This is a genomic window from Pseudomonas sp. LARHCG127 (assembly GCF_052871455.1).
In genome coordinates this window covers 100,681-125,062 of record NZ_JBIXJT010000009.1, presented here as the reverse complement: position 1 = coordinate 125,062, position 24,382 = coordinate 100,681, and the positions used below count along the sequence as shown (strand labels likewise).

Sequence of the window (24,382 nt, the reverse complement as noted above, 5' to 3'; positions counted from 1 at the left end):
GGGGAGTGTCCGTGCACGTTTGGGTTGCAAGCGACGATGGCGTCTATGACAATGCGAGTCATTATCAGTCGCGAATTATTCCATTGCCATGCCCGCCAACGATCTGTCCCTACGCAGTGCTGTCGACGTTCTGTACAGTGATCATCACAGTTGGCTCCAGGGCTGGCTGCGCAAGCGCTTGGGCAATGCCTTCGATGCGGCTGACCTGACCCAGGATACGTTTGTGCGGGTCATCAAGGCGCGCACGGCGCTGGATATCCGCGAGCCGCGCCCGTACCTGTCGATGATCGCCAAAGGGCTGTTGATCGACCTGTTTCGCCGCCGCTCGCTGGAACAATCCTACCTCGAAGCATTGGCCGCCATGCCGCAAGAGCAGCACCCCTCGCTGGAAGAGCAGGCGATCCTGCTCCAGGCCCTGATGGAGATCGATCGTCTGCTCCTGGGATTGGGGCCGCGCGTCAGGCAGGCGTTCATCCTGTCGCAGTTCGATGGCCTGACCTATCCGCAAATTGCCGAGCGCCTGGGCGTCAGCGTCCGCACGGTCAACAATCACATGGCCAAGGCCATGGAGCATTGCTGCCTCATGCAAATTCAATTGCAGCTTTCATGAACCTGCCGCCCGAAGAATTGCAAGCCATCCGTGTGGCGGCACGGTGGTACGCCCGGCTGAATTCCGGGATTGCCACCGACGCGGACCGGGCCGATTGGCGCGCCTGGCTGGCTGCCGATCCGTTGCACGGCCAGGCCTGGCAGCGCATGGCCGCGGTGGCCGAGCAAATGGCGAGTGTGCCGGGCGCCCTGGCGGCACCGACCTTGAGCGACACCCACCAGCGCTCCCGCCGCCAAGTGTTGCGCAGCGCCTTGCTGCTGACATCCGCTGGCGGCCTGGGTTGGTTGAGCTGGCGCAGCCAGGCCACGCAGAACCTGCTTTGCGATTACCGCACGGCGGTGGGCGAGCGTCGCGAGGTCCAGTTGGCCGATGGCAGCACGCTCATGCTCAACACCGACACCTCGATCAATGTTCGTTTCGATGGACAGCAGCGGCGCCTGGAACTGTTGCGGGGTGAGGTGCTCGTGACGACGGCGGTCGATCCCCAGCGCCGTCCGTTCAAGGTGGTCACGGGGCCGGCCGAGGTGCTGGCCCTGGGCACGCGTTTCATTGTCCGTAGCCAGGCGCGGGGCGGTGAAGTGGCGGTGCTGGAGAAAGCGGTCGAGGTGAGCCTGCCAGCACGTGGAGCAAGGATGCGCGTCGAGGCCGGCCAGCGCCTGGATTTCAATGAGCGTTCGTTAGGGACGCTACGCGGCAACGATGTGTCGGTGGGGGCCTGGCAGAAGGGAAGCATTATCGCCATTGACCGTCCCCTGGCGGCGCTGTTGGATGAACTGTCGCGTTACCGTCCCGGCGTGCTGCGTTGGGACCCGGCGATTGGCGACTTGAAGGTGTCCGGTGTATTTCCCGTCGATGACACTGATCTCGCCCTGGCCGCGCTGGAAAGTGGCTTTTCGTTGCGGGTGACCCGCTACAGCCGATTCTGGGTCCAGGTCGCCGGTGGCGATCGGCGCTGATGCTGCGTAATAAAAAAACCAACCCTTGCACTTTTCATCCTCATCGTTCGGCTCTTCCTCAGTGAGTTTTTATCGACCGTTTGGGGGAGGGGAAATATGACGTGGGTGAGTGCGCCAGGCCGTCTGGTGTTTGCAGTGAAAATCGGCTTGCTGGCGGTCACGACCGCTGGCGCCACGGTCGTGAATGCCAGTCCGGTTGCAGCGGCTGCGGCGCAGCAGAGTGCGGTGCAGGCCTACGATATCGGCGCCGGCCGCCTGGTGGATGTGCTGACCCGTTTTTCCAGTGCCGCCGGTATTGCCCTTTCGTTTGACGCTCGGCAACTCGAAGGTTTGCAATCGCCCGGCCTGAAAGGTTCTTTCGGCGTGGGCGAGGGCTTTGCTCGCATTCTTGGCGGTAGTGGCCTGCAAGCCGAGCCCCAGGCCAACGGCACGTACGTGCTGCGCCGGCTGCCTGCCAACGGTTCGGCCATGGAACTGGGCGCCACCCGCATCGAGGCACAGCGGCTCGGGGCGACCACCGAGCAGAGCAATTCCTACACGACGGGGGCGGTCACCATCAGCAAGGGCGAGCACTCCCTGCGCGAAACGCCGCAGTCGGTGACGGTGATCACCCGCAAGATGCTCGATGACCAGAACCTCAATACCATCGAACAAGTCATGGAGAAGACGCCTGGCATCACCGTCTACGACTCGACCATGGGCGGCAAGTATTTCTATTCCCGCGGGTTCCGCATGTCTGGCCAGTATCAATACGACGGCGTTCCGCTGGACATGGGCAACAGCTATGTCCAGGCCGACAGTTTCAGCAGCGACATGGCTTATTACGACCGTGTCGAAGTCCTGCGCGGCGCCGCCGGGATGATGAAGGGGGCGGGCGGTACGTCCGGCGGCGTCAACTTCGTGCGTAAACGCGGCCAGACCACGGCCCAGACCGAACTCAGCCTGTCCGGTGGCACCTGGGACAACTACCGTGGGCAAGTCGATACCGGTGGCCCGTTGAATGACTCCGGCACCGTGCGGGGCAGGGCGGTGATCGCCGAGCAGAGCCGGCATTATTTCTACGACGATGCCCGGCGCAAGGACCAGATCTACTACGGCGCCCTGGACTTCGACCTGTCGCCCGACACGACGCTCGGCCTGGGTGTTGCCTATGAAGACGTCGATGCAAGCCCCTGCTGGGGCGGGCTGCCGCGCTACCGGGACGGCAGCGACCTGAAACTCAGCCGCTCCACCTGCCTGGACCCGTCGTGGAACACCTGGCGTAGCCAGCGGACCACGGTGTTCGGTGATATCGCCCATCACCTCAATGACGATTGGGCCGTGAAGGTCGCCGGGGTCTATACCAAAAATACCCAGGACATCAAATATGCCTTTGCATCGGGCTCGGTGGCGCCCGGTACCTCGACCACCAACATGCTGGGCAGCATGTACGACTATGACCAGGTCGATTACGGCCTCGACGCCTACCTGGACGGCAAGTTCGACGCCCTGGGGCAACAACATGAGTTGATCGTCGGTTTCAACGCCAGCCGCTCGGACAAGGATGACTTCTTCTCGGTGGCACTGCTGCCCCAGAAGCAGAATGTGTTCGAGCCAGATCGGCATATTCCCGAACCGGACGACAGTTACTTCATCGAAAACTCGACGCGCGGTGGACCGGTCAAGACCCTGACCGAGCAGCACGGCATGTATTCGACCCTGCGGCTGAAACTGGCGGACCCGTTGACGTTTGTCGTCGGCAGCCGGGTGAGCTGGTACAGCTCCAAGACCGATTCGGAGTTCCTCACCGGCGGTTCGGAGCACGCCAAGAGCACGGAGACGGGCCAGGTCACGCCGTTTACCGCCGTGTTGCTGGACCTCAACGAGCACCTGACGGCCTATGCCAGCTATTCGGATATCTTCACGCCCCAGGGCAACTACCGCTCCGAAAGCGGCTCGGCACTCAAGCCCCTGGTGGGCGAGAGTTATGAGCTGGGGATCAAGGGCGAGTGGTTCGAGGGACGCCTGAACAGTGCCTTCAACCTGTTCCGCACAGTGCAGAAAGACCAGGCCCAGACGGACTACGCCTCCAGCTGTGCGTCCTCGGACGGTTACTGCTATGAGAACGCCGGCAAGGTGCGCGCCCAGGGTTTCGAAGCCGAGATCAGCGGTGAAGTCATCGAGCGCCTGCAATTGCTGGCCGGCTACACCTACACCCAGACCAAGACCCTCGACGACATTGATACCAGCCTCAACGGCGGCTCGTTCAACAGCTACGTGCCGCGCCATGTGCTGCGCCTGTGGGGCGATTATGCCCTCGGCGGGGCATTGGAACGGTTCAGTGTCGGCGCCGGGGTCAATGCCCAAAGCGACAACTTCCGTGTATCGCCGGTCAGCGGCGAGAAGATCACCCAGGCCGGTTATGCGGTGTGGAACGGTCGCGTTGGCTACCGCATCGATGACACCTGGTCGGTGGCCCTCAATGGCAACAACCTGTTCGACAAGCGCTACTACACCACCATCGGCACCGAGGGTTTCGGCAACTATTACGGTGAGCCGCGCAACTTCACCATGACGATGAAGGCGCGCTTCTGAGGCGGTGGCGAGGGCGCCAGTGCCCTCGCCACGGTTCTGCCCCTCAGTTGGTATCCAGGTCCACGTTCTTGGTTTCCCGCAGGCAGATCATGCCCACCACCAGGCTCACCCCGGTGATCACCACCGGGTACCACAGCCCATAGAAGATATCCCCGGTGTAGACCACCAGGGCAAACGACACGGTGGGCAGGAAACCGCCGAACCAGCCGTTGCCGATGTGGTAGGGCAGGGACATGGAGGTGTAGCGAATGCGGGTCGGGAACAGTTCGACCATCAACGCCGCCAGCGGTCCGTAGCACATCGCCGAGATGATGATCAGCGCCACGATCAAGGCCACGATCATCGGGCGGTTGATCTGCTGCGCATCGGCCTGTTGCGGGTAGCCGGCCAGGGTCACCGCACCGCGCAGGGCCGCCTCGTCGTAGCCTTCGAGTTTCACGTCACCGACGCTGATCTGCACCGTGCTGCCGACCGGGGCCGCGACGCTGCTGTAGGGCAGGCCTTGCTTGACCAGGAAGGTCTTGACCTTGTCGCAAGGGCTGTCGAAACGCGCCTTGCCCACCGGGTCGAACTGGAAGGTGCAGGTGGCCGGATCGGCGATCACGGTGATGGGTGCCTGGCGGCTCGCCAGGTCGATGGCCGGGTTGGCATAGTGGGCCAAGGTCTTGAAGATCGGGAAGTACAGGACAGTCGCCAGCAGCAGGCCGATCATCAGCACCGGTTTGCGCCCGACCTTGTCCGACAGCCAGCCGAAAAAGATGAAGAACGGTGCGCCGATCACCACGCTGACAATCAGCAGGCTATTGGCGAGGGCCGGGTCCATCTTGAGGAATTGGGTGAGGAAAAACAGCACATAGAATTGCGCGGCGTAGAAGGTCACCGCTTGCCCGGCGTTGATGCTGAACAGGGCGATCAGCACCACTTTGAGGTTTTCCCATTTGCCGAAGGATTCGCGAATCGGCGCCTTGCAGCACTTGCCTTCCTCTTTCATTTTCAGGAAGGCCGGCGACTCATGCAGGCTCAGGCGAATCCAGGTGGAAATGCCCAGCAGGAGGATCGACAGCAGGAAAGGAATGCGCCAGCCCCAGACTTCGAACTGATCGCCGGTGAAGTAGCGGCAGCCCAAAACCACCAGCAGCGACAGCAGCAGCCCGAGGGTGGCCGTGGACTGAATCCAACTGGTATGAAAACCGCGCTTGCCCATTGGCGCGTGCTCGGCGACATAAGTCGCCGCGCCACCGTACTCACCGCCCAGGGCCAGGCCCTGGAGCATGCGCAACACCACCAGGATGATCGGCGCGGCGATGCCGATGCTGGCGTAGTTGGGCAGCAGGCCGACGCAGAACGTCGCCAGGCCCATGAGCACGATGGTGGCCAGGAACGTGTACTTGCGCCCGATCATGTCCCCCAACCGCCCGAACACCAGGGCCCCGAACGGCCGCACGATGAAACCGGCGGCGAAGGCCATCAGGGCGAAGATGAACGCGGTGGTGTCGTTGACCCCGGCAAAGAACTGCTTGCTGATCACCGCCGCCAGGGCGCCGTAGAGGAAAAAGTCGTACCACTCGAACACCGTCCCCAGGGACGAGGCGAAGATGACTTTCTGGGTTTCCTGGCTGGTGCCGGCGCTGCGCGTGGCTTCCAGGGGCTGAACATGCTCGGACATAGCGGTATCCCTCACAGTGATTGTTTTTGTTGTTCCACTGCGACGCCGGGGTGGCGTCTCCTGATTTGACACGTTCCTTGCTTACACGCATTCCCCTGTGGGAGCGAGCCTGCTCGCGAAGGCGGTGTGCTAGTCGACATCATCGTTAGCTGACACTCCGCCTTCGCGAGCAGGCTGGTCGCGCCCCGGCCGGCGCGGGGGGGGGCTACCCCCCCCCCCGCGCCCCCGCCCCCCCCCCCCCCGCCCCCCGCCGCGCTCCCACAGGGGGGCTTACTTGTTTTTCAGACCGTGGCAGGCTCCTTTTGCGGCGTGGTGATTCGGGTGTCTGCCTCGAGCATCATCTGCGCCGCCTTCTCGGCAATCATCAGCGTCGGCGAGCAGGTATTGCCCGAGGTGATGCGCGGCATGATCGAGGCATCGGCGATGCGCAAGCCCTTGATGCCATGCACGCGCAGTTGCGCATCCACCACGGCGTGGCCGTCCTGGCCCATGCGGCATGTGCCGACCGGGTGGAAGATCGTCGTGCCGATGCGGGCGGCGGCCTGGTGCAGTTCCTCTTCGGTCTGCAGGCTGGGGCCCGGCAGGTATTCCACCGGTTTGAACGCGCTCAGGGCCGGTGCCGCGACGATGCGTCGGGTCAGGCGGATGGCGTCGGCGGCGATTCGCAAGTCTTCGGGGTGACCCAGGTAATTGGGCTGGATCAGCGGCGCCTCGTGTGGGTCGGCCGAACGAATGTCCACCCGGCCACGGCTTTGCGGGCGCAGGTCGCAGACCGACGCGGTGAACGCCGGGAAGCTGTGCAGCGGTTCGCCGAAGCGTTCCAGGGACAACGGCTGTACGTGGTATTCGAGGTTGGCCGAGGCCTGCTCCGGGCCCGAGCGGGCGAATGCGCCGAGTTGGCTGGGGGCCATGGACAGCGGGCCGCTGCGGTCGTACAGGTAGCGCAGGCCCATGCCCATTTTGCCCCACAGGCTGCCGGCGATCTGGTTCAGGGTGCGGGCATTTTCCAACTGATAGATCAGCCGCAGTTGCAGGTGGTCCTGCAAGTTGCCGCCGACACCGGGCAACTCATGGGTCACGCCGATGCCCAGGCGTTGCAGCAAGCTGCGCGGGCCGATCCCGGAGCGTTGCAGGATCCCCGGCGAACCCACGGCGCCGGCGCACAGGACGATTTCCTTGCGGGCCTTGAAGGTCATGCCCTTGCCTTGCCAGCGAGCGCTGACGGCATGGGCGCGGTCGTCACGCAGCAACACCCGGTCGACCTCGACGTCGGTCAATACGGTGAGGTTGGCGCGCTGGCGAATCGGCTTGAGAAACGCCTTGGCCGCGTTCCAGCGCACCCCGGCTTTCTGATTGACCTGGAAATAGCCGCAGCCTTCATTGTCGCCGCTGTTGAAATCGTCGACGTTGGGGATGCCGCTCTGCTCGGCGGCGCTGCGGAAGGCATCGAGAATCGGCCATGACAGGCGCTGGCGTTCGACCCGCCACTCGCCGCCGGCACCGTGGAATTCAGACGCGCCGGCGAAGTGGTTTTCGCTCTGGCGGAACAGCGGCAGGACGTCTTTCCAGGCCCAGCCGGGATTGCCTTCGGCGGCCCAGTCGTCGTAATCGGCAGCCTGGCCGCGCATGTAGATCATGCCGTTGATGGAGGAACAACCGCCTAGGACCTTGCCGCGCGGGTAGCTCAGGGCGCGGCCTTGCAGGCCCGGTTGCGCTTCGGTCTTGAAGCACCAGTCGGTGCGCGGGTTGCCGATGCAGAACAGGTAGCCGACCGGAATGTGAATCCACGGATAATTGTCGCGCCCACCGGCTTCGAGCAGCAGGACCCGGTGTTGCGGGTTGGCCGAAAGCCGATTGGCCAGCAAGCACCCGGCAGGGCCGGCGCCCACGATCACGTAATCGTATTCATCGACGACAGGTTGCATTCGCGACCTCATTCTTGTTGTTGTGGGAGCCATCCTAGTTGTTAGTTTTCGTCAAAAGAATGTTAGTTTTTGCGCAGCCGCTGTGCGTTTATAAACAACCCTGCCTTCAGGCGCGTTCAAGGATCGCCCCATGTTCGACTGGAATGACCTGCGCTATTTCCTGGAACTGCAACGCAGCGGGCGTTTGTTGACGGCTGCCCGACGGCTGAACACCACCCACGCCACAGTGGCCCGGCACATCGAGGCCATCGAGAAAAGCCTCGGCACTGCGCTGTTCGTCCAGCATGCCCAGGGCTATGAACTGACCCCGGCCGGCGAGACCTTGCTCAAACACGCCGAAGCCATGGAGAACGTGGCGTTGCTGGCCCAGGAGGACATCACCCAGTCCAGCGCACCCCTGGGCAAGATCCGCCTGGGAGTGACCGAAGGTCTGGGCATCATGTTCCTGGCTAGCCGCATGGACGGGCTGTTCCAGCGCTACCCGGGGCTGGAGGTGGAACTGGTGGCGGTGCCGCGCTTTGTCAGCATCCTCAACCGTGAGGCGGAAATCAGCATCCACCTCGAACGCCCGGCGGCCGACCTGTTGGTGACCCGCAAACTCACCGACTACAGCCTGGCGCTGTACGCCAGCCAGGCCTACCTGGATCGCTCGCCAGCGCTGCGCAGCCGCGAGGACCTGGGCCGCCATGCCTGGATCGGTTATGTCGACGACCTGTTGTTCAGCCAGGAACTGATGTTTCTCAACAGCTTTTGCCGCAACCCTCGAGTGGTGTTTCACAGCACCAGCGTCATCGCCCAGCAACAGGCCGCGCGCTCGGGCCTGGGGATCGCGGTGCTGCCGTGCTACATGGCCAGCGGCGACCCGACGCTGGTGCCGCTGCTGCCGGACGAAACCATCCGCCGCAGCTACTGGATCAGCACCCGTCGCGAACTGCACAAGTCCGTCCGCCTGCGGGTGTTGTGGGATTACGTGGTGCAGTTGTGCGAGCGGGAGCAGGGGTTGTTGTTGCCCTGAGCTTTATGCGACAGCCCCAAAACAAAAACTGTGGGAGCGAGCTTGCTCGCGATGACGTCGGCGCATTCAACACATAGGGTGACAGACAGACCGCTATCGCGAGCAAGCTCGCTCCCACAGAGGGCAGTGCTGGTTGCTCAATCTCGACCCGCCGTTTTCCGAGGCGACAGGCTCAGGGCTGCTTCGCACCCCAGCGGGAGCAATCTCTGGCCACAGGGGGCTCAGTGAATGCCCTGGCCGCCCAAGCCCCCTTTTCTGGCCCCCAATGACCTCAGCCGACGCGCTGGCGTGCCTTAGTGTTGAGCCACAACAAGAAAAGCGCAGCCAAGAGGGGCCCTATGTTGGCAATCTCGCCTTCAACCTTGCTTCACTCCGCCGTCATCGTGCTGCTCGGCAGCCTGCTCGCCGGCTGCGGCGAAGAGCCCAAGCCCCCCGCGCCCACGGTGTTCACAGCCATGCCCAGCGATGCGGCGCTGGCCCAGGTCTACGACAGCAGTTGCAAACTCTGCCACGCCAACCCCGGCGCCGGGGCGCCGTTGACCGGCGATACGAACGCCTGGGCCCCGCGGGTCGCCCAGGGCGCCGAGACCCTGCTGGACCACGCGATCAACGGCTACAACGGCATGCCGCCGATGGGCCTGTGCATGCACTGTTCCGAAGAGCAGTTCCTGGCCCTGATCGCCTTCATGTCCGGCCAACACTTCCAACAATAAATACGGGTACTTTCGGCATGACGATGGACTACTCACGGCGTCGGTTGCTGCAACAGGCCGGCGTTGTCGCCGCCTTTACCGCACTGGGCAGCCAGGGCGCCCTGGCCGAGCTGACGCGCGCGCCTCGCTTGATCCCGTGGCGCAACTGGTCCGGTGCGCAGAGTTGCCTGCCGGCGGCGCGCCTGGCCCCCAAGGACCTCGACGAACTGGTGCAGGTGGTGCGCCGCGCCGAAGGGCGGATTCGGCCGGTGGGTTCCGGGCATTCCTTCAGCGCCCTGGTGCCCACCGACGGCACCTTGTTGTCGCTGAGTTTTTTCAGTGGCCTGCTGGACCACGACGGCGCCAGCCTGCAAGCCGAGTTTGGCGGCGGCACGCCCATGTCCCGCATGGGCCCGGCGCTCAAGGCCATCGGCCAGGCACTGCCGAACATGGCCGACGTCGATTACCAGACCTTGGCCGGTGCCATCGCCACCTCGACCCATGGCACTGGCAAGGCCTTTGGCTCATACGCCTCCCAAGTGGTCGGCCTGCAACTGGTGACGGCCAATGGCGAGGTCCTCGATTGCGATGCCCAGCGTCATCCCGACGTGTTCCAGGCCGGCCGGGTGTCCCTTGGCGCGCTGGGGCTGGTGACCCGCGTGCGGCTACAAAACCGCGCGGCCTATCGCTTGCGCGAGCACCAGTGGGTGGCGAAAACCGAGGAGTTGCTCGAGGACGTGCACACCAACACCCGGGACAACCAGCACTGGGAAATGCAAGTCGTCACCCATTCCGACTATGCGCTGTCGATCACCCTGAACGAGACCACCGATCCGGCCACGCCGCCGATCAGTCCCGAGGAGGAGGGCGGCAACGAGTTCGTCTCCCTGATTGAAAACCTCGACAAGTACGGCAGCGATTTCCCAGCGGCCCGGCGCGCGCTGCTCAACAGCCTGCGGCTGGTGGCCGATTTCGATGACCGCGTCGGTGATTCCCATGACATCTACGCCAACGCCCGCACCGTGCGTTTCAACGAGATGGAATATTCGATCCCGGCCGAACACGGCCCGGCGTGCCTGCGGGAAATCCTCGCGCTGATCCGCGACAAGGACCTGCGCACCTGGTTTCCCATTGAATACCGCTACGTGAAGGCCGACGACATCGCCTTGAGCATGTTCGAAGGCCGGGACAGTTGCTCAATCTCCGTGCACCAGCATTACCAGATGGACCACCACAATTTCTTTGCCGCCATCGAGCCGATCTTCTGGAAATACCAGGGCCGTCCGCATTGGGGGAAGCTGCACTCGCTGAACGCCAAGGCACTCCAGGCGTTGTACCCGCGCTGGACCGAATTCACCCAGGTGCGCCAGGTATTGGACCCTGGCGGCAAGTTTCTCAATGGGCATCTTGCATCGATTCTGGGGGTGAGCTGAGGTTTCAAATGGCTGGTTGGCTGATTCTATCCTGCCAGGCACAACCCTTGTGGCGAGGGAGCTTGCTCCCGCTGGGCTGCGCAGCAGCCCCAAATCGGATAACGCAATTTTCCAGACAGATCACCTCAGCCGGCTTACGACGGCTACGCCGCCGAGCGGGAGCAAGCTCCCTCGCCACAAAAGCCCAAAGACCCTCTAGAACGCAAACGGAATACTGATCTTGGCCCAGAGCATTTCGCCTTCGGTGCGGTTCTCCACTTCGAACTCCTTGGCCCAGCGGATCTCGGCGCTGGCGTACTTGAGGAAGGTCAGGTGCAGCGCCGGGCCGATGGCGAAGACTTGGCCGCGGACCCCGTCGTCCACATCCTGCCCGGCGAATTGCACGGTGCGGCCGTACTGTTTGTCGTCGGTGGTCTGCTTGAGGTAGTAGCCGTTGAGTCCCAGCCTCAGGTTGTCGGTCACGCGGTAGCTGGCGGAATAGTCGAAGTGGAAAATCTGCCCGGAACGGTAGTCGGTGTCCTTGTTCTTGCGGTTGAAACTGTAGGTGGTCTTCATCGACACCTCGGTGTCTTCCGTGGGCAACCAGGTGAAGGAAAACAGCGGCTTGTAGGTGTAGAAATTGTTGCTGGTGTTGGCCAGTCGATCGGTGCTGTATTCGCCGGTGGGTACGGTGATTTCCACCGCCGCGGCCAGGGTCAGGTGCTTGCCCATGTCCCAGAGCACGATGGGCGAAATGGTCGTGTCGCCCATGCCCTCGCGGGTGTCATGCAGGCCGAACACCGAGACTTCCTGCTTGAGCCAGGGCTGGGCGATGTAGATCCCCGCGCGTCCACCGGCCACTCGCAACGGGCTCAGGTAATCGATACGCGGGACCACAGCCGTGGATTCGATTTCGACGTCCGGCACTTCGCCGCCCAACGAACTGATGTTGAATTTCCGGGCCTTGTAATGGTTGTAGTAGAGGTTGAACGCGACCATGTGGTCGGGAAGGCTGTCGACTTCCAGCGGCAACACGAAAAAGCCATCGGTGCCTGGGCCGATGTTGTCGACCCCCGATTCGGTGGCCAAGGCGGGCAGGGCTGCGCCGCAGGCCAGGCCGAGGGTCAATTGCAAGGCGAATGTCGTGCGGATCGGGTTCATGTGGGGGGCTCATTATTATTGTTGGAAATGCACCGGAGGTCCGAGTCATACAAATAAGCCGTTCGCCGCCGACAGGGCAGGGTATTGGCGGCCAGACAGGGGACTTGGGCGGCCAGATTTTTCTACCCCTCTATTCAGCGGCTCATGCTAACTTTATGAAATAACCGGTTACAAAAACGCCACCTAACGTGCTCCGGAACCCGCCCCATGCAGATGAAAGTCATCGACCCCACCTATGAATTGGCGCTGGTATCGCCATTTTTGCTGCAAACGTTGGCCGAGGTGGTGGCGGACAAAGGCTTCGATGCCGCCAGCCTGTGTCGCGGCCTGGGGTTCGACCTCGATGACCTGCAAGATCCCGCCCAGCGTATTTCCTATCGCCAGGCCGTGGTCATGATCCAACGTGCACTGAAGCTGTTGCCTGACCAGGGGCTGGGGTTATGGGTGGGCGATCGCAACGTGCTCGGCACCCTCGGCCTGCTGGGTCACGTCTTGTCGCTGTGCGAAACCCTGCGCGATGCCTTCGCCCTCGGGGTTCGTTACCAGCACACCACCGGCGGCATCGCCGTGACCCGTGTCGAAGAGGCCACTGACCTGATCATGGTCGAGACCACATGTCGCCTGCCTTTCGCCGAGATCCAGGTGTTTTCCGTGGAAGAGTTCTTCGCCAGCCTGATGGTCTACGGCCGGGCGCTGGCGGGGCCCGATTTCAAGCCCCAGGCCGTGGAATTCATGCACGCCGCGCCGTCCTATGCCCAGGCGTACCAGCGGATCCTGGGGCCAGAGGTGCGCTTCGGTTGCCGGCACAACCGCATGCTGATCGACGTGCGCTGGCTGGACATGCGTTTGCCCAATCATCACCCGCTGGCCCTGCGCCAGGCATTGGCCTTGCTCGAGCAGGAGGCCTGCGAGGTCCACCAGAAGATCGACCTGATCCAGACCGTGGAACGGGCGATTGCCCGGGACCTGACCCGGGGCAGCCACATCGAGAAAATCGCCAGCGACCTCAACATGAGCAGTCGCACCCTGCGTCGGCGCCTGACCGAACACAGCCTGACCTTCGAGGCCTTGCTCGAACAAGTGCGCCGCGGCCGCACCCTGAACCTGCTGGCCAACCCCGAGCTGTCCATCGAGCGCATTACCGAAGAGGTCGGCTACAGCGATGTGCGCAGCTTCCGCCGGGCGTTCCGGCGCTGGACTGGCATGAGCCCCAGCGCGTTTCGCAATGAGAGTACTGACGCTCGGCTCTAAGGATATGTCCACACGGTATTTCTCAAGTCGCGTGGGCTTTCCCTAAGATCACGTCATAACTCGTTATGACAAGTGATAAGGGCCATGTCCGACAACGTTCTTTCCCTCAATAGCGTACCGCTGCACACGCAACTGCGAGACGTGCTGCGTGCGCGGATTCTCGACGGTGAATACCCCCAAGGCAGCCAGATGCCCTCGGAAAGCGAGCTTGGCGCGTTGTTCAGGGTCAGTCGCATCACCGTGCGCCAGGCCTTGGGCGATCTGCAAAAGGAAGGCCTGATTTTCAAGATCCACGGCAAAGGCACATTCGTGGCCAAGCCCAAGACCTTCCAGAACGTCAGTACCCTCCAAGGCTTGGCCGAGTCCATGACCGGGCGTGGGTTCGAGGTGATCAACCGCTTGATCAGTTTCAAGTTCATCGCGGCCGACAAACTCGTGGCCGAGCGCCTGAAGTTGGTCGAAGGGGAAGTAGTGGCGCAGATCAAACGGGTGCGCTTGATCAACCGCGAGCCGGTTTCCCTGGAGATCACCTACCTGCCGAAGGTCCTCGGTGAACGACTGGAAAAGGCCGACCTGGTCACCCGGGACATTTTCCTGATCCTGGAAAACGACTGCGCCTTGACCTTGGGACATGCCGACCTGGCCATCGATGCGGTACTGGCCGACAGCGACCTGACCCAGGCGCTGGAGGTCGAACCAGGCTCGCCGATCATGCGCATCGAGCGGCTGACCCATGACGCCCACGGCCAGCCGTTGGACTTCGAACACCTCTACTACCGTGGCGATGCCTTCCAGTACCGCCTGCGGATCGACCGGCAAAAAGGAACGCAGGCATGACTCGGAACACCCTGGAACAGGAATACGACATCGTCGTCATCGGCGGCGGTACGGCTGGCCCCATGGCGGCGATCAAGGCCAAGGAGCGCAACCGTGATCTGCGCGTGCTGCTGGTGGACAAGGCCAACGTCAAGCGCAGCGGCGCCATCAGCATGGGCATGGACGGCTTGAACAACGCGATCATCCCCGGCCATTCCACCCCTGAGCAGTACACCAAGGAAATCACCATCGCCAACGACGGCATCGTCAACCAGGCGGCGGTTTACGCCTACGCGACCCACAGTTTCGAAACGATCGAGCAACTGGACCGCTGGGGTGTGAAGTTCGAGAAGGACGAAACCGGCGACTATGCGGTGAAAAAGGTTCATCACATGGGCGCCTACGTGCTGCCGATGCCGGAAGGGCACGACATCAAGAAGGTGCTTTATCGCCAACTGAAACGGGCGCGGGTGAGTATTACCAATCGGCTGGTCTGCACGCGGCTGCTGACCGACGAGGAGGGTGCGGTGAACGGTGTGATGGGCTTCGATTGCCGCACCGCCGACTTTCATGTGATCAAGGCCAAGGCGGTCATTCTCTGCTGCGGCGCGGCGGGGCGCCTGGGATTGCCGGCCTCGGGCTATCTGATGGGCACTTATGAGAATCCGACCAATGCTGGTGATGGTTATGCGATGGCTTATCACGCCGGTGCCGAACTGGCGAACCTGGAGTGCTTCCAGATCAACCCGCTGATCAAGGATTACAACGGCCCGGCGTGCGCCTATGTCACCGGCCCCCTGGGCGGCTACACCGCCAACAACAAGGGCGAGCGCTTCATCGAGTGTGACTACTGGAGCGGGCAGATGATGTGGGAGTTCCACCAGGAACTCGAAGGCGGCAATGGTCCGGTGTTCCTCAAGCTCGATCACCTCGCCGAGGAAACCATCCAGAACATCGAAGAGATCCTGCACAGCAACGAACGACCCAGTCGCGGTCAATTCCATGCCAACCGTGGCACTGACTACCGCACGCAGATGGTGGAGATGCACATCTCCGAGATTGGTTTTTGCAGCGGTCATTCGGCGTCGGGGGTATGGGTCAACGAACGGGCCGAGACCTCGGTCAAGGGCCTGTACTCGGCCGGCGACATGGCGGCGGTGCCGCACAACTACATGCTCGGTGCGTTCACCTACGGCTGGTTTGCCGGCAACAATGCCGCGGACTTTGTGGCAGGCAAGGAATTCTCGACGTTGGATGCCGGGCAGATCGAACGGGAGAGAACACGTGTCTACGCGCCGCTGGAGCGCGAGCATGGCCTGCCGCCGGCCCAGGTGGAATACAAGCTGCGCCGCTTCGTCAACGATTACCTGCAACCGCCCAAAGTCACCAAGAAAATGCAGATCGGCCTGCAACGCTTCAGCGATATCCAGCGTGACCTGGATCAGATCAAGGCCCACAACGCCCATGAACTGATGCGGGCCATGGAAGTCAGCATGATCCGCGACTGCGCCGAAATGGCCGCCCGCGCCTCGCTGTTTCGCGCCGAAAGTCGTTGGGGCTTGTACCACTATCGGGTTGATCATCCGCAACGCAACGACAGCGACTGGTTTTGCCATTGCCATTTGAAGAAGGGTGATGACGGCGCGATGACCTCATTCAAGAAAGCTGTCGAACCCTACATCATCGCCCTCGATGCCGACGAACTGCAGGCCTACGACCGGCTGCGGGTCGGTGCCGACGCGGCGTGACCCCTTCACCCAGAGAAAACGCCCATGGCCTATCAACCCCAGGAAATCTTTTTTCGCTCCAATGCCCCCGTCACCGTGGACGAGGACAAATGCATCGCCCACAAGGGCTGTACCGTCTGCGTGGATGTCTGCCCCATGGACCTGCTGGCGATCAACCCGGCGACCCAGAAGGCCTACATGGCGTTCGACGAATGCTGGTACTGCATGCCCTGTGAAAAGGACTGCCCGACCGGGGCGGTGAAAGTGGAAATTCCGTATCTGTTGCGCTGACTGACAGGACGCTATCGCGAGCAAGCTCGCTCCCACAGGGGATCGAAGCCAGCCGCGATTGTTCTGCACGCCTATAAACCTGTGGGAGCCGAGCTTGCTCGCGATGAGGCCACCACAGACACCACAAAAGGCCATCCGGCCACCCCCGGACGCCAAACCCAGAACACCCCTCGTTTCCCACCGCGCCCTGATCGCGGCGGAGACGAAAAACCAATAAATGATTCGAGGGGACATACCCATGCTATTGCGTGCAGCACTCGCCGGTCTGGTACTGGCTTCATTGACCTTGCCTGCCCAGGCAGAAACCATCCGTATCGCCATCGGCACCCAGGACACCACCATCAACTGCGCCGCCGGCGGGTTGCTGATCCGGGAACTGGGCCTGCTGGATAAATACCTGCCCCATGAGGGCGCCTACAAGGACGCCCAATACGATATCCAGTGGAAGAATTTCACCAGCGGTGCGCCACTGACCAACGAGATGGTCGCCGGCAAACTCGACTTCGGCGCCATGGCCGATTTCCCCGGTGCGTTCAACGGCGTGGCGTTCGAAACCGCCGGCAAGCACAGCCTGTTCATCAGCGTGCTGTCGGGCAGCACCCAGGGCAGCGGCAACGGCATCGTCGTGCCCAGCGCGTCTGGCGTGCAGTCACTGGCCGAGCTCAAGGGCAAGACCATTTCCGTGCCGTTCGCCTCCACCGCCCACGGCATGTTGTTGCGCGCCGTCGCGGCCCAAGGCTGGGACCCGCTCAAGGACGTCAACATCATTGCCCAGCCGCCGGAGGTGGCCGGTTCCGCGCTGCAAGCCGGCAAGATCGACGCCCACGCCGACTTCGTGCCATTCGCCGAACTGTTCCCCAGCCGGGGTTTCGCCCGCAAGATCTACGACGGTGCCCAGGCTAACACCCCGACGTTCCATGGCGCGTTGGTGGACCAGGCCTATGCCAGGAAATACCCGGAAATCGTCGTCGCCTATCTGCGCGCGACCATCGAAGCCAATCAACTGCTGGCCGCCGAGCCGGAGAAGTACAGCGAGCTGATCGCCAAGGTCACCGGGGTGGATGCCGAGGTCAATTACCTGTTCCACGGACCCCTGGGCGTGCAGACCCGCGACCTGACCTGGAAACCGGAATACCGCCAGGCCGTCGGCACGGCCATCGATACCCTCAAGCTGCTGAAAAAGGCTGATCGCGGCCTGGACCTCAACACCTTCATCGATGACCAGTACATCCGCGCCGCCTTCAAGGCGTCGAACCTCGATTACACCGCGCAACTGGCCAACTACGCCCAGACGCCGCTGGGCAACGGCGATGCGTCGACCGGCCAGGCGATCGCCGATGCCCGCCATGTGGCCGAGATATGGGTGCGCGGCGAGGCGAAAGTGCGCCATTACGCCTCGGCACAATCGGCCTTCGCCGCGCTGGCGAGCCTCAAGCAGGAAGGCAAGGGCATTCGCGCCGTCTATGCCCAGGCCAGCGACAGCGGGATCAAGCTGCTGGCCGAGCAAGCGTGGTTCGCCAGTGATGCCAAGGGCCAACTCAGCGCGTTCCTGCTCAAGGGCCAGGCCCAGCAATTTGCCACGGCCCAGGGCGGCAAGGTGTTCGACTTCAGCGAGGCCACCACCCAGGCGGTCGCTGCCCGCTGACTTGCAAATAACTTGTGGGAGCGAGCTTGCTCGCGATGGCGGTGTGTCAGTCACATCAACTTCAACTGATCTGACGCCATCGCGAGCAAGCGCGCTCCCACAAGGATTCCACTCTGGAGGAAGATTTGTGTACCCACCATCCAAACACTGGCTCCTGCGAGCCGCTTCACTGCTGCTCTGCCTGTTGTTCTGGCAGCTCGCCGCCAACGGCCACTGGGACCTCGGCCTGGTGACCTTCGCCAACGTCCCGACCCCGTTGGCGGTGGTCCAGGCGGCGCTCGGCCTGGGTGAATCGGGCAATCTCGCCCGGCACCTGGGCAGCAGCCTGGGCCGGGTCTTTGCCGGTTATGGCGCGGCGCTGTTGATCGGCGTGGCGCTGGGCCTGGCCATCGGCCGTTCGAAATGGGCCGAAGACCTGTTGCTGCCGCCATTGGAAGTGCTGCGGCCGATTCCGGCGGTGGCCTGGATTCCCCTGGCAATCCTGATGTTTCCCTCGTCGGAATTGTCGATGGTGTTCATCACCTTCACTGGCGCGCTGTTCCCGATCCTGCTCAACACTGTTCACGGCGTCGAAGGCGTGGACCGCCGGCTGATCGCCTCGGCGAAAAGCCTCGGGGCCGGACGCCGGGCGATCCTGCTGGAAGTGATTCTGCCGGGCGCCGCGCCGAGCATCATCACCGGCCTGGCCATCGGCATGGGTACGTCCTGGTTCTGCCTGGTGACCGCGGAAATGATCGCCGGCCAATACGGCATCGGCTACTACACCTGGGCCTCCTACACCGTGCAGAACTACGCCGACATCGTGGTCGGCATGTTACTGATCGGTGTGTTGGGCATGGGCAGCAGCCTGTTGATCAAACGCCTGGGCGGGTTGTTCACGCCTTGGCATCGACCACGAGGGAAAGCCTGATGAGCGTGATGCAAACACCCGAAGGGCGGATCGATATCCGTCAACTGTCCATTGTCCTTGGCCAGGGGAACCAGGCGTTCGAAGCGGTCCAGGGCCTCGATTGCCAGATCGAGGCGGGCCAGTTCGTCTGTGTCCTTGGCCCGTCCGGTTGCGGCAAGTCCACCTTGCTCGGGGCCTTGGCCGGGCATCTGCAACCGCATTCCGGCAGTTTGAATGTCGACGGCTTGAGCGTTTCCGGCCCGTCGCCACAACGCGGCATGGTATTCCAGCAACACACGTTGTTCCCCTGGCGCAGCGTGCGTGACAACGTCGCGTTCGGCTTGAAGATGCGCGGCTTGGGCAGGGTCGAACGGCACCGGGCCGCCGATGAAATCCTCGCGCTGGTGGGCCTGGAAGGCTTCGCCGGGCACTGGCCGGACCAGCTCTCCGGGGGCATGCAGCAGCGGGTGGAGATCGCCCGGGTGCTGGTCAACCGTCCACGGTTGCTGCTGATGGACGAACCCTTCGGTGCGCTGGATGCCCTGACCCGCTTGAACATGCAGGCGCTGCTGCTGGACATCTGGACCCGCATCCGTACCACGGTGGTGTTCGTGACCCACGACATCGACGAGGCGTTGTTCCTGGCCGATCGCTTGCTGGTGGTGAGCCCGCGTCCGGGACGGATCATCGAAGACCTGCGCCTGGACTTTCCACGGCCACGCACGACTGAACTGGTGACCCGTCCTGAATTTTCCCGTTTGAAGCGCCACTGCCTCGACCTGCTGCGTCATGAAGACGGCCGGCAGTTGCCGCGCCTCAATCCCCTCGGGCTTCCCCCTGAAACCTCCTTGCCGCGATTTGCCCTATGACCTCTCTATTCGAAAACACCGACAACGACGACATCCTCGCCCTGCAACCACGCCTGACCGACGAAGACCCGGGCGTGCGCCGTATCGCCCTGATCGAACTGGCCGACCTTGAGGAACCTGAAGGCCTGCTGTGGCTGGTGGACCGCCTCGCCGGGGCCCCCAGTGCCGACGTGCGTGCCGAAGCCGCGCGCTTGCTCGAAGCCTGGGAGGACGCGCCGGTGGTGGCGGCCCTGTGCGAGGCCCTGACCGATCCATCGCCGAGCGTTCAGGTCGCTGCCGCCCAGAGCCTGAGCCTGCTCAAGAGCGAGGCGGCGGGAAGGGTGATCCTGCCCTGGACGGCACATGCCGAGGCCGGTGTGCGCGTCGCGGCCTTCAGGGCCTTGCGTGAATTGCGCCTGGCCGACGCTGCGCCGGCGGCCCTCGCCGCTTTGGTCGACAGCGAGGCCAGCGTGCGCCGCGAAGCGGTCGGCGTGCTGGGCTGGCTCAAGCACCTCGACGCCTTGCCGGCCCTGGCCCGGCTGGCCAGTGATGACCCAGACACCGATGTGCGCCGTGCCGCCACCGGGGCCCTTGGCCTGGCTTCGGATGCGCAAGTCTTGCCGGCGCTGCGCCAGGCCCTTCGGGATCCGGCCTGGGCGGTGCGCGAAGAGGCCGCCACGACCCTGGGCAAGGTCGGTCACGCCGATGCCGGCCCGGCCCTGGTCGAGGCGCTGGCCGATGATTACTGGCAAGTGCGCTTGCGGGCGACCCGCAGCCTGGGGCGTTTGCGCTATGTCCCGGCGCTGGCGGCCTTGATCGAAACCCTGGGCCATCGCATCAGCAACCTGCGCAAGGAAGCGGCCCTGGCCTTGGGAGAACTGAACGATCACGGCGCCATTGCTGCCTTGCAAGCGGCCCGGGACGATGGTGACCCGGAAGTGCGCAAAGCCGTGCGCATTGCCTTGGGTCAGTTGCAATGAGCCCGCTGGCGATGGGCAATTCCCTGGACAAAGGGCAACTGAAGCTCAACTGGCCTGACGGCCGTGAACAATACCTGGACCATGCCCTGCTGCGCCGGCAATGTCCCTGTTCCCAGTGCCGGGCGTTTCGTTTGCAGGGGCTGACGGTTCAGGTTGATCCGCGGGTCCGGGTGGTTGGAATCAATGCCCAGGGCTATGGGGTTCAGTTGGTGTTCAGTGACGGGCATGAGCGGGGGATTTTCCCCTGGGTTTATCTGGCGGGTTTGTGACAATCAAAGTTCCCGCTAACCGTTCAAGTGAACAGCACTGGGCCAAAACACCGGTTTTTTGTGTCTGTTTGTTGCCTGAAGCGGGTGTTCGTCGATCTACCGGATTGACATCTTTTTCCTGCAAACAACCCCCAGTAAACTCGCACCCCCCATGAAACAAGATTAGCCACGCTGCCTGGTCGCGTTCTGTTGCACAATACGCCCCGGACCGTTTCTCTCAGGATGTTCAATGTTCAAATCATTTCCCATGCGCACCGTAGGGCTTGCATTGGTGCTGGCCGCCGCAGCCGGTTGCTCGTCGAAGAAAACCGCCATCTATGAGCACGAGAACTTCGATGATTCCGGCACGTTCTCGCGCACGTATCCGGTGAGTGACGCGGCCACCTGCGAAGCCGGGCGCCGGGCGTTGCTCAGCCAGGGCTATATCATCACCAGCAGCGATCCGAAGCTGGTCAGCGGTCACAAGAGTTTCCAGCAGACCGGCGAAACCCATATGGAGATCAGTTTCAACCTGGTCTGTGCCGAAGATGGCGGTACCGGGCACCGGGCGACCATGTTCGCCAACGCCTTGCAGGACCGTTATGCCCTGAAGAAAACCAACAACTCCGCCAGCCTGGGCGTGGGCGTGCTGGGTTCGGTGTCGATGCCGATCGGCTCCTCGGATGATTCGATGGTCAAGGTCGCCAGCGAAACCGTGTCGGCGGCCAAGTTCTATGAGCGTTTCTTTGCCTTGGTAGAGCTGTTCCTGCCTCCCGAAGCGAAGAAAGCCGCGGAAAATGCCGACAAACCGAAGGCTGAGTTGGGTGTACCGGAAACCAAGGCCGAGTCGGCCGCCTTGATGCCTGCACCGACTTCAGATCCGGCTCCAGCTCCAGCTCCAGCGGCCGAGCCTGTTGCGCCTGCGCCTGCAGCGGCCACACCCGTCGAGGAGGCTGCGCCGGCCCCTGTCGAAACCGCTCCTGCGGTGTCGGAGCCTGTCGCACCGCCGAGCGAGCCCGCGCCGATTGCGCCTGAATCGTTCGAGTCTGCGCCGACGACAGAAACCGTGACACCGCCACCACCACCGTCCAGCTCGTTGCCGGCCCCGACCGAGCCGATCCAGCCGCTTCCGGCCTCCTGAGATCCAGTGGCAGGAAGTGACTTCTGCCACACTTCACGCAGTAATTTCCCGACCCTGTGCTACGTTTAATTCATGAAGCCTTTGCTTCATGTTTTGTTCATAAAGCAGCTTTATGCTGATGCCAGCGCCATCAGGCATTGGTTCAACGACAGGGGAAGGACGCGTAATGGATGATTATCAGGAAGAGCTGCTGGAATACCAGGCCTACGAACTGGACCCGCTGGAACCCGCCGAAGATGCAACGGAGTTGTAAGCGAGTTGCAAGCAGCAAGGTTTGAGCAACAAGCCCAACGCTTGAAATTCAACGCCCTCTGTGGCTACGGCGAAACTCCCCAGGCGTCTGGTCATTCCAACGCTTGAAGGCCCGTTGAAAGGCTTCGGCTGAGGCAAACCCCAACAGGTAGGCGATTTCGCCGAACGCCAGTTCGGTATCGCGTATGTAGGTCATGGCCAAGTCGCGACGGGTGTCGTTGAGGATGGCGCGAAACTGCGTGCCTTCCTCGGCCAGCTTGCGACGCAGGGTCCAGGTCGGCAGCTTCAGGCGAGCCGCCACTTCTTCCAGGTCGGGTTCCCGGCCGCCGCTGAGCAACGGCCCCAGCAGTTGGATGATGCGCTCGCGCAGGCTGCGGGTGCGGGTCAGCTGTTCCAGTTCCCGTTCACATAACTGAACCAGGTGATGCCAGGTACTGGGGCAATGCTGCGGGTTGCGCTGGGCGAGGCTGTCCAGGCCCAGGCGCAGTTGATTCTGTTCGGCGCCAAACTGGATCGGGCAGTCACCGAGTGTGCGGTAGGCCTCCAGATACGCCGGTTCCTCGAATTCGATGTCTATGCGTTCGGGCCGCAGCGCGACGCCGCTGACGCTGGATAATTGCGCCAGCCAGCCGGCAATGATCGAGTCCACGACGAAGCGGTTGTAGGCGTTATACGGGCTGATGGAATAGAACCGCAGCCAGGCGCCGCGGGCATCCTCATGGAAACTCGATTGGCCGCGATAGTTGGAGCCGTACAGCGGCTCGAAGCGGATCATGCAGCGGGCCGCCTCGCGTACCGTCGGCGCCTGGGCAGCGGTGACGCCGGCCAGCCCGGCCTGGCTCAAACGGCCGAGCTGACCCATGCGCAGGCCCAGGGCCGGGTCCTGGGTCTGCTGAATCGCGGCGTGGCCCAGGCGCATGTACCGTGGAATCGACAGGCGTGCCCCGGGCTCGGCCAGGCGCGCGGCGTCGAGGCCGTACTGTTCAAGCAGGGGCTTGGGGTCCTGCCCATGGCTGGCGACAGCGTCAGCCAGGCTATGGACGAAGCCTACCGACAGGTCCCCCAGGCGCATCGGCTGCGGTTTCATGTTTACAACCACAAGTTCAACAGGCGGGCGCCACGGGCTTCGCTGTCGGGGAAGTGCTGGCCGTTGTGGCTGATAAAGCTCTGGCCGGCACTGCCGCTGTCCCAGAACTGCCCGCGCAGGAACACGCTGACGCCGCCCCGGGCCTGGCTGATAGGCAACTGGCTGGTCAGTGTCAGGCGATGCCAGGCTTGCCCCTCACTCACTTCGCCAGGCCTGAGGCTCACTTCGCTCGGCGTGGACAGGCCTTTATAACCGCTCCAGGGCTTGTCCCAGGCGCCGCGACCGATGACAAAGGCGGGTACCGCGATCAGTTGCGCACCCTGTTCATTGAGCTGGCGGTAGTGGAGCGGGTACCAGCTGTCGCTGCCGATGAGCACGCCCAGGCGCCCGGCAGGCGTGTCGATGACCAGGGGGGCGGCCGGATGTTCGGCGCCCAGCACATCCTGTTGCTCGAACACCGGATGTCGTTGGCGTTGCGGCTGGCCGATCGGCCGGCCATCGCTGCCGAACACCAGGCTGCTGTTGTACAACGCGCCACGGCCAATCTTCAGCTCGCCTTCGTTGACGCTGGGTTCGGGCAGCACGATGGAGCCAGCCACCAGGGTGATGCCGAACTCCTTGGCGAGCCCGCCGAACAGTGTTTGATAATCACGGGCCATGCGCTCGGCTTTCATGCGCAGGTAGGCATCGTCCAACCGGTTATTGCCCTCGGCGCTGACCAGCGCCTGGACGAACGCCAGCGGATTGCTCACCGCCAGCCAGTTCATGGCTTCCTTCAAGGAGGTGGCCTGGTACAACTCGTCTTTTTCGCCACCGACCATCAGCCAGGTGCCGATGTGCTCGGGCAGGACCACGACGGTCTTGGCATTGAGAAAACCCTGGTCGCGGGCCGCCTGCAGATAGGCCGCCAGTTTGCGATGCAGGCGCTCGGGGCTCTGGTAGTCGGTGGGGAACAGTTCGGGCTGGATGCCCAGCAGATTGCCACGGTCGGCCGGCGTGCCCTGGTCGACCGCCAGGGTGATACGCAGGTCTGACAGGTAATGGCCGGCCGGCCGATCCGTCGTCCACAGTGCGTAGGTGACCAGGGCGGCAATCAAGGCCAGTGAAAACAGCAAGTACAGAAATTTGCGCATGGGGGAACAGTCAGCGGCCGTGTTCAGGTTCGTGATTTTTCATCAAGAGTCACGGGGCAGGGT

Annotated in this window: 22 protein-coding genes; 17 read left to right on the top strand and 5 right to left on the bottom strand. The window is 63.0% G+C overall.

From position 1 onward, the window contains the following. Positions 1-88 precede the first annotated feature (88 nt). The 3 genes from ACIPQ1_RS16980 to ACIPQ1_RS16970 all read left to right on the top strand — a co-directional run bounded on the left by ACIPQ1_RS16980 (position 89) and on the right by ACIPQ1_RS16970 (position 4,140). The gene (locus tag ACIPQ1_RS16980; RefSeq protein ID WP_053184044.1) at positions 89-610 is read left to right on the top strand and encodes a sigma-70 family RNA polymerase sigma factor; all 522 of its coding nucleotides are present in this window, start codon (positions 89-91) and stop codon (positions 608-610) included. Further along, positions 607-1,566 (top strand): FecR domain-containing protein, encoded by a 960-nt coding sequence (locus tag ACIPQ1_RS16975; protein ID WP_446534479.1) that lies wholly within the window; start codon positions 607-609, stop codon positions 1,564-1,566. Before ACIPQ1_RS16980 ends, ACIPQ1_RS16975 begins: the two co-directional genes overlap by 4 nt. Before the next feature lie 96 nt (positions 1,567-1,662). Beyond that, positions 1,663-4,140, top strand: a complete 2,478-nt coding sequence (locus ACIPQ1_RS16970) for a TonB-dependent siderophore receptor (protein ID WP_446534478.1) — start codon at positions 1,663-1,665, stop codon at positions 4,138-4,140. A 43-nt stretch (positions 4,141-4,183) separates the two neighbouring features. Here the strand turns inward: ACIPQ1_RS16970 and ACIPQ1_RS16965 are convergent, their stop codons facing one another. Both ACIPQ1_RS16965 and ACIPQ1_RS16960 read right to left on the bottom strand, forming a co-directional pair. Continuing rightward, the gene (locus ACIPQ1_RS16965) at positions 4,184-5,806 is read right to left on the bottom strand and encodes an MFS transporter (protein WP_446534477.1); all 1,623 of its coding nucleotides are present in this window, start codon (positions 5,804-5,806) and stop codon (positions 4,184-4,186) included. A 281-nt stretch (positions 5,807-6,087) separates the two neighbouring features. Beyond that, positions 6,088-7,731 carry a GMC family oxidoreductase gene (locus ACIPQ1_RS16960; RefSeq protein ID WP_446534476.1) on the bottom strand — a complete coding sequence of 548 codons (1,644 nt, stop codon included), beginning with the start codon at positions 7,729-7,731 and terminating at the stop codon, positions 6,088-6,090. Between the two features lie 130 nt (positions 7,732-7,861). Between ACIPQ1_RS16960 and ACIPQ1_RS16955 the strand changes: the two genes are divergently transcribed. From ACIPQ1_RS16955 to ACIPQ1_RS16945, 3 genes are all read left to right on the top strand, one after another. Next, positions 7,862-8,746: a LysR family transcriptional regulator gene (locus tag ACIPQ1_RS16955; RefSeq protein ID WP_186710588.1), complete on the top strand. Its 885-nt coding sequence runs from the start codon at positions 7,862-7,864 to the stop codon at positions 8,744-8,746. Positions 8,747-9,084: 338 nt separating this feature from the next. Further along, positions 9,085-9,459, top strand: coding sequence for a c-type cytochrome (locus ACIPQ1_RS16950; protein ID WP_411385141.1), 375 nt, complete (start codon positions 9,085-9,087; stop codon positions 9,457-9,459). A 17-nt stretch (positions 9,460-9,476) separates the two neighbouring features. Continuing rightward, the gene (locus tag ACIPQ1_RS16945) at positions 9,477-10,871 is read left to right on the top strand and encodes a D-arabinono-1,4-lactone oxidase (RefSeq protein ID WP_446534475.1); all 1,395 of its coding nucleotides are present in this window, start codon (positions 9,477-9,479) and stop codon (positions 10,869-10,871) included. A gap of 195 nt (positions 10,872-11,066) precedes the next feature. Here the strand turns inward: ACIPQ1_RS16945 and ACIPQ1_RS16940 are convergent, their stop codons facing one another. After that, complete coding sequence (locus ACIPQ1_RS16940; RefSeq protein WP_250964273.1) at positions 11,067-12,011, bottom strand: SphA family protein; 945 nt, start codon at positions 12,009-12,011, stop codon at positions 11,067-11,069. 207 nt (positions 12,012-12,218) lie between these two features. Between ACIPQ1_RS16940 and ACIPQ1_RS16935 the strand changes: the two genes are divergently transcribed. The 11 genes from ACIPQ1_RS16935 to ACIPQ1_RS16885 all read left to right on the top strand — a co-directional run bounded on the left by ACIPQ1_RS16935 (position 12,219) and on the right by ACIPQ1_RS16885 (position 22,100). Continuing rightward, positions 12,219-13,262 (top strand): AraC family transcriptional regulator, encoded by a 1,044-nt coding sequence (locus ACIPQ1_RS16935; RefSeq protein WP_446534474.1) that lies wholly within the window; start codon positions 12,219-12,221, stop codon positions 13,260-13,262. Positions 13,263-13,346: 84 nt separating this feature from the next. Further along, a complete protein-coding gene (locus tag ACIPQ1_RS16930) occupies positions 13,347-14,099 on the top strand; it encodes a GntR family transcriptional regulator (protein ID WP_411385139.1) in 753 nt (250 codons plus the stop codon). Next, on the top strand, positions 14,096-15,826 hold the full coding sequence (locus tag ACIPQ1_RS16925; RefSeq protein WP_446534473.1) for a fumarate reductase/succinate dehydrogenase flavoprotein subunit: 1,731 nt from the start codon (positions 14,096-14,098) through the stop codon (positions 15,824-15,826). Before ACIPQ1_RS16930 ends, ACIPQ1_RS16925 begins: the two co-directional genes overlap by 4 nt. A gap of 24 nt (positions 15,827-15,850) precedes the next feature. Further along, positions 15,851-16,096 carry a 4Fe-4S dicluster domain-containing protein gene (locus ACIPQ1_RS16920; RefSeq protein ID WP_003180418.1) on the top strand — a complete coding sequence of 82 codons (246 nt, stop codon included), beginning with the start codon at positions 15,851-15,853 and terminating at the stop codon, positions 16,094-16,096. Between the two features lie 238 nt (positions 16,097-16,334). Then, on the top strand, positions 16,335-17,741 hold the full coding sequence (locus ACIPQ1_RS16915; protein ID WP_411385138.1) for an ABC transporter substrate-binding protein: 1,407 nt from the start codon (positions 16,335-16,337) through the stop codon (positions 17,739-17,741). A gap of 127 nt (positions 17,742-17,868) precedes the next feature. Next, entirely contained in the window at positions 17,869-18,651 is a 783-nt protein-coding gene (locus ACIPQ1_RS16910; protein WP_446534472.1) for an ABC transporter permease, read from the top strand. Continuing rightward, positions 18,651-19,499 (top strand): ABC transporter ATP-binding protein, encoded by an 849-nt coding sequence (locus tag ACIPQ1_RS16905; RefSeq protein ID WP_446534471.1) that lies wholly within the window; start codon positions 18,651-18,653, stop codon positions 19,497-19,499. The genes ACIPQ1_RS16910 and ACIPQ1_RS16905 overlap by 1 nt, the downstream gene beginning before the upstream one ends. Continuing rightward, positions 19,496-20,458 (top strand): HEAT repeat domain-containing protein, encoded by a 963-nt coding sequence (locus ACIPQ1_RS16900; RefSeq protein WP_446534470.1) that lies wholly within the window; start codon positions 19,496-19,498, stop codon positions 20,456-20,458. The genes ACIPQ1_RS16905 and ACIPQ1_RS16900 overlap by 4 nt, the downstream gene beginning before the upstream one ends. After that, complete coding sequence (locus ACIPQ1_RS16895; RefSeq protein WP_446534469.1) at positions 20,455-20,727, top strand: DUF971 domain-containing protein; 273 nt, start codon at positions 20,455-20,457, stop codon at positions 20,725-20,727. The genes ACIPQ1_RS16900 and ACIPQ1_RS16895 overlap by 4 nt, the downstream gene beginning before the upstream one ends. A 229-nt stretch (positions 20,728-20,956) precedes the next feature. Continuing rightward, complete coding sequence (locus ACIPQ1_RS16890; protein ID WP_446534468.1) at positions 20,957-21,847, top strand: DUF2242 domain-containing protein; 891 nt, start codon at positions 20,957-20,959, stop codon at positions 21,845-21,847. Between the two features lie 118 nt (positions 21,848-21,965). Then, positions 21,966-22,100 carry a hypothetical protein gene (locus tag ACIPQ1_RS16885; RefSeq protein ID WP_264083855.1) on the top strand — a complete coding sequence of 45 codons (135 nt, stop codon included), beginning with the start codon at positions 21,966-21,968 and terminating at the stop codon, positions 22,098-22,100. 48 nt (positions 22,101-22,148) lie between these two features. On the opposite strand, the gene ACIPQ1_RS16880 is transcribed toward ACIPQ1_RS16885, so the two are convergent. Together ACIPQ1_RS16880 and ACIPQ1_RS16875 are read right to left on the bottom strand one after the other, a co-directional pair. Next, the gene (locus ACIPQ1_RS16880; protein ID WP_250964284.1) at positions 22,149-23,186 is read right to left on the bottom strand and encodes an AraC family transcriptional regulator; all 1,038 of its coding nucleotides are present in this window, start codon (positions 23,184-23,186) and stop codon (positions 22,149-22,151) included. A gap of 2 nt (positions 23,187-23,188) precedes the next feature. Continuing rightward, the gene (locus ACIPQ1_RS16875) at positions 23,189-24,319 is read right to left on the bottom strand and encodes a carbon-nitrogen hydrolase family protein (protein ID WP_250964285.1); all 1,131 of its coding nucleotides are present in this window, start codon (positions 24,317-24,319) and stop codon (positions 23,189-23,191) included. Between the last annotated feature and the right edge of the window lie 63 nt (positions 24,320-24,382).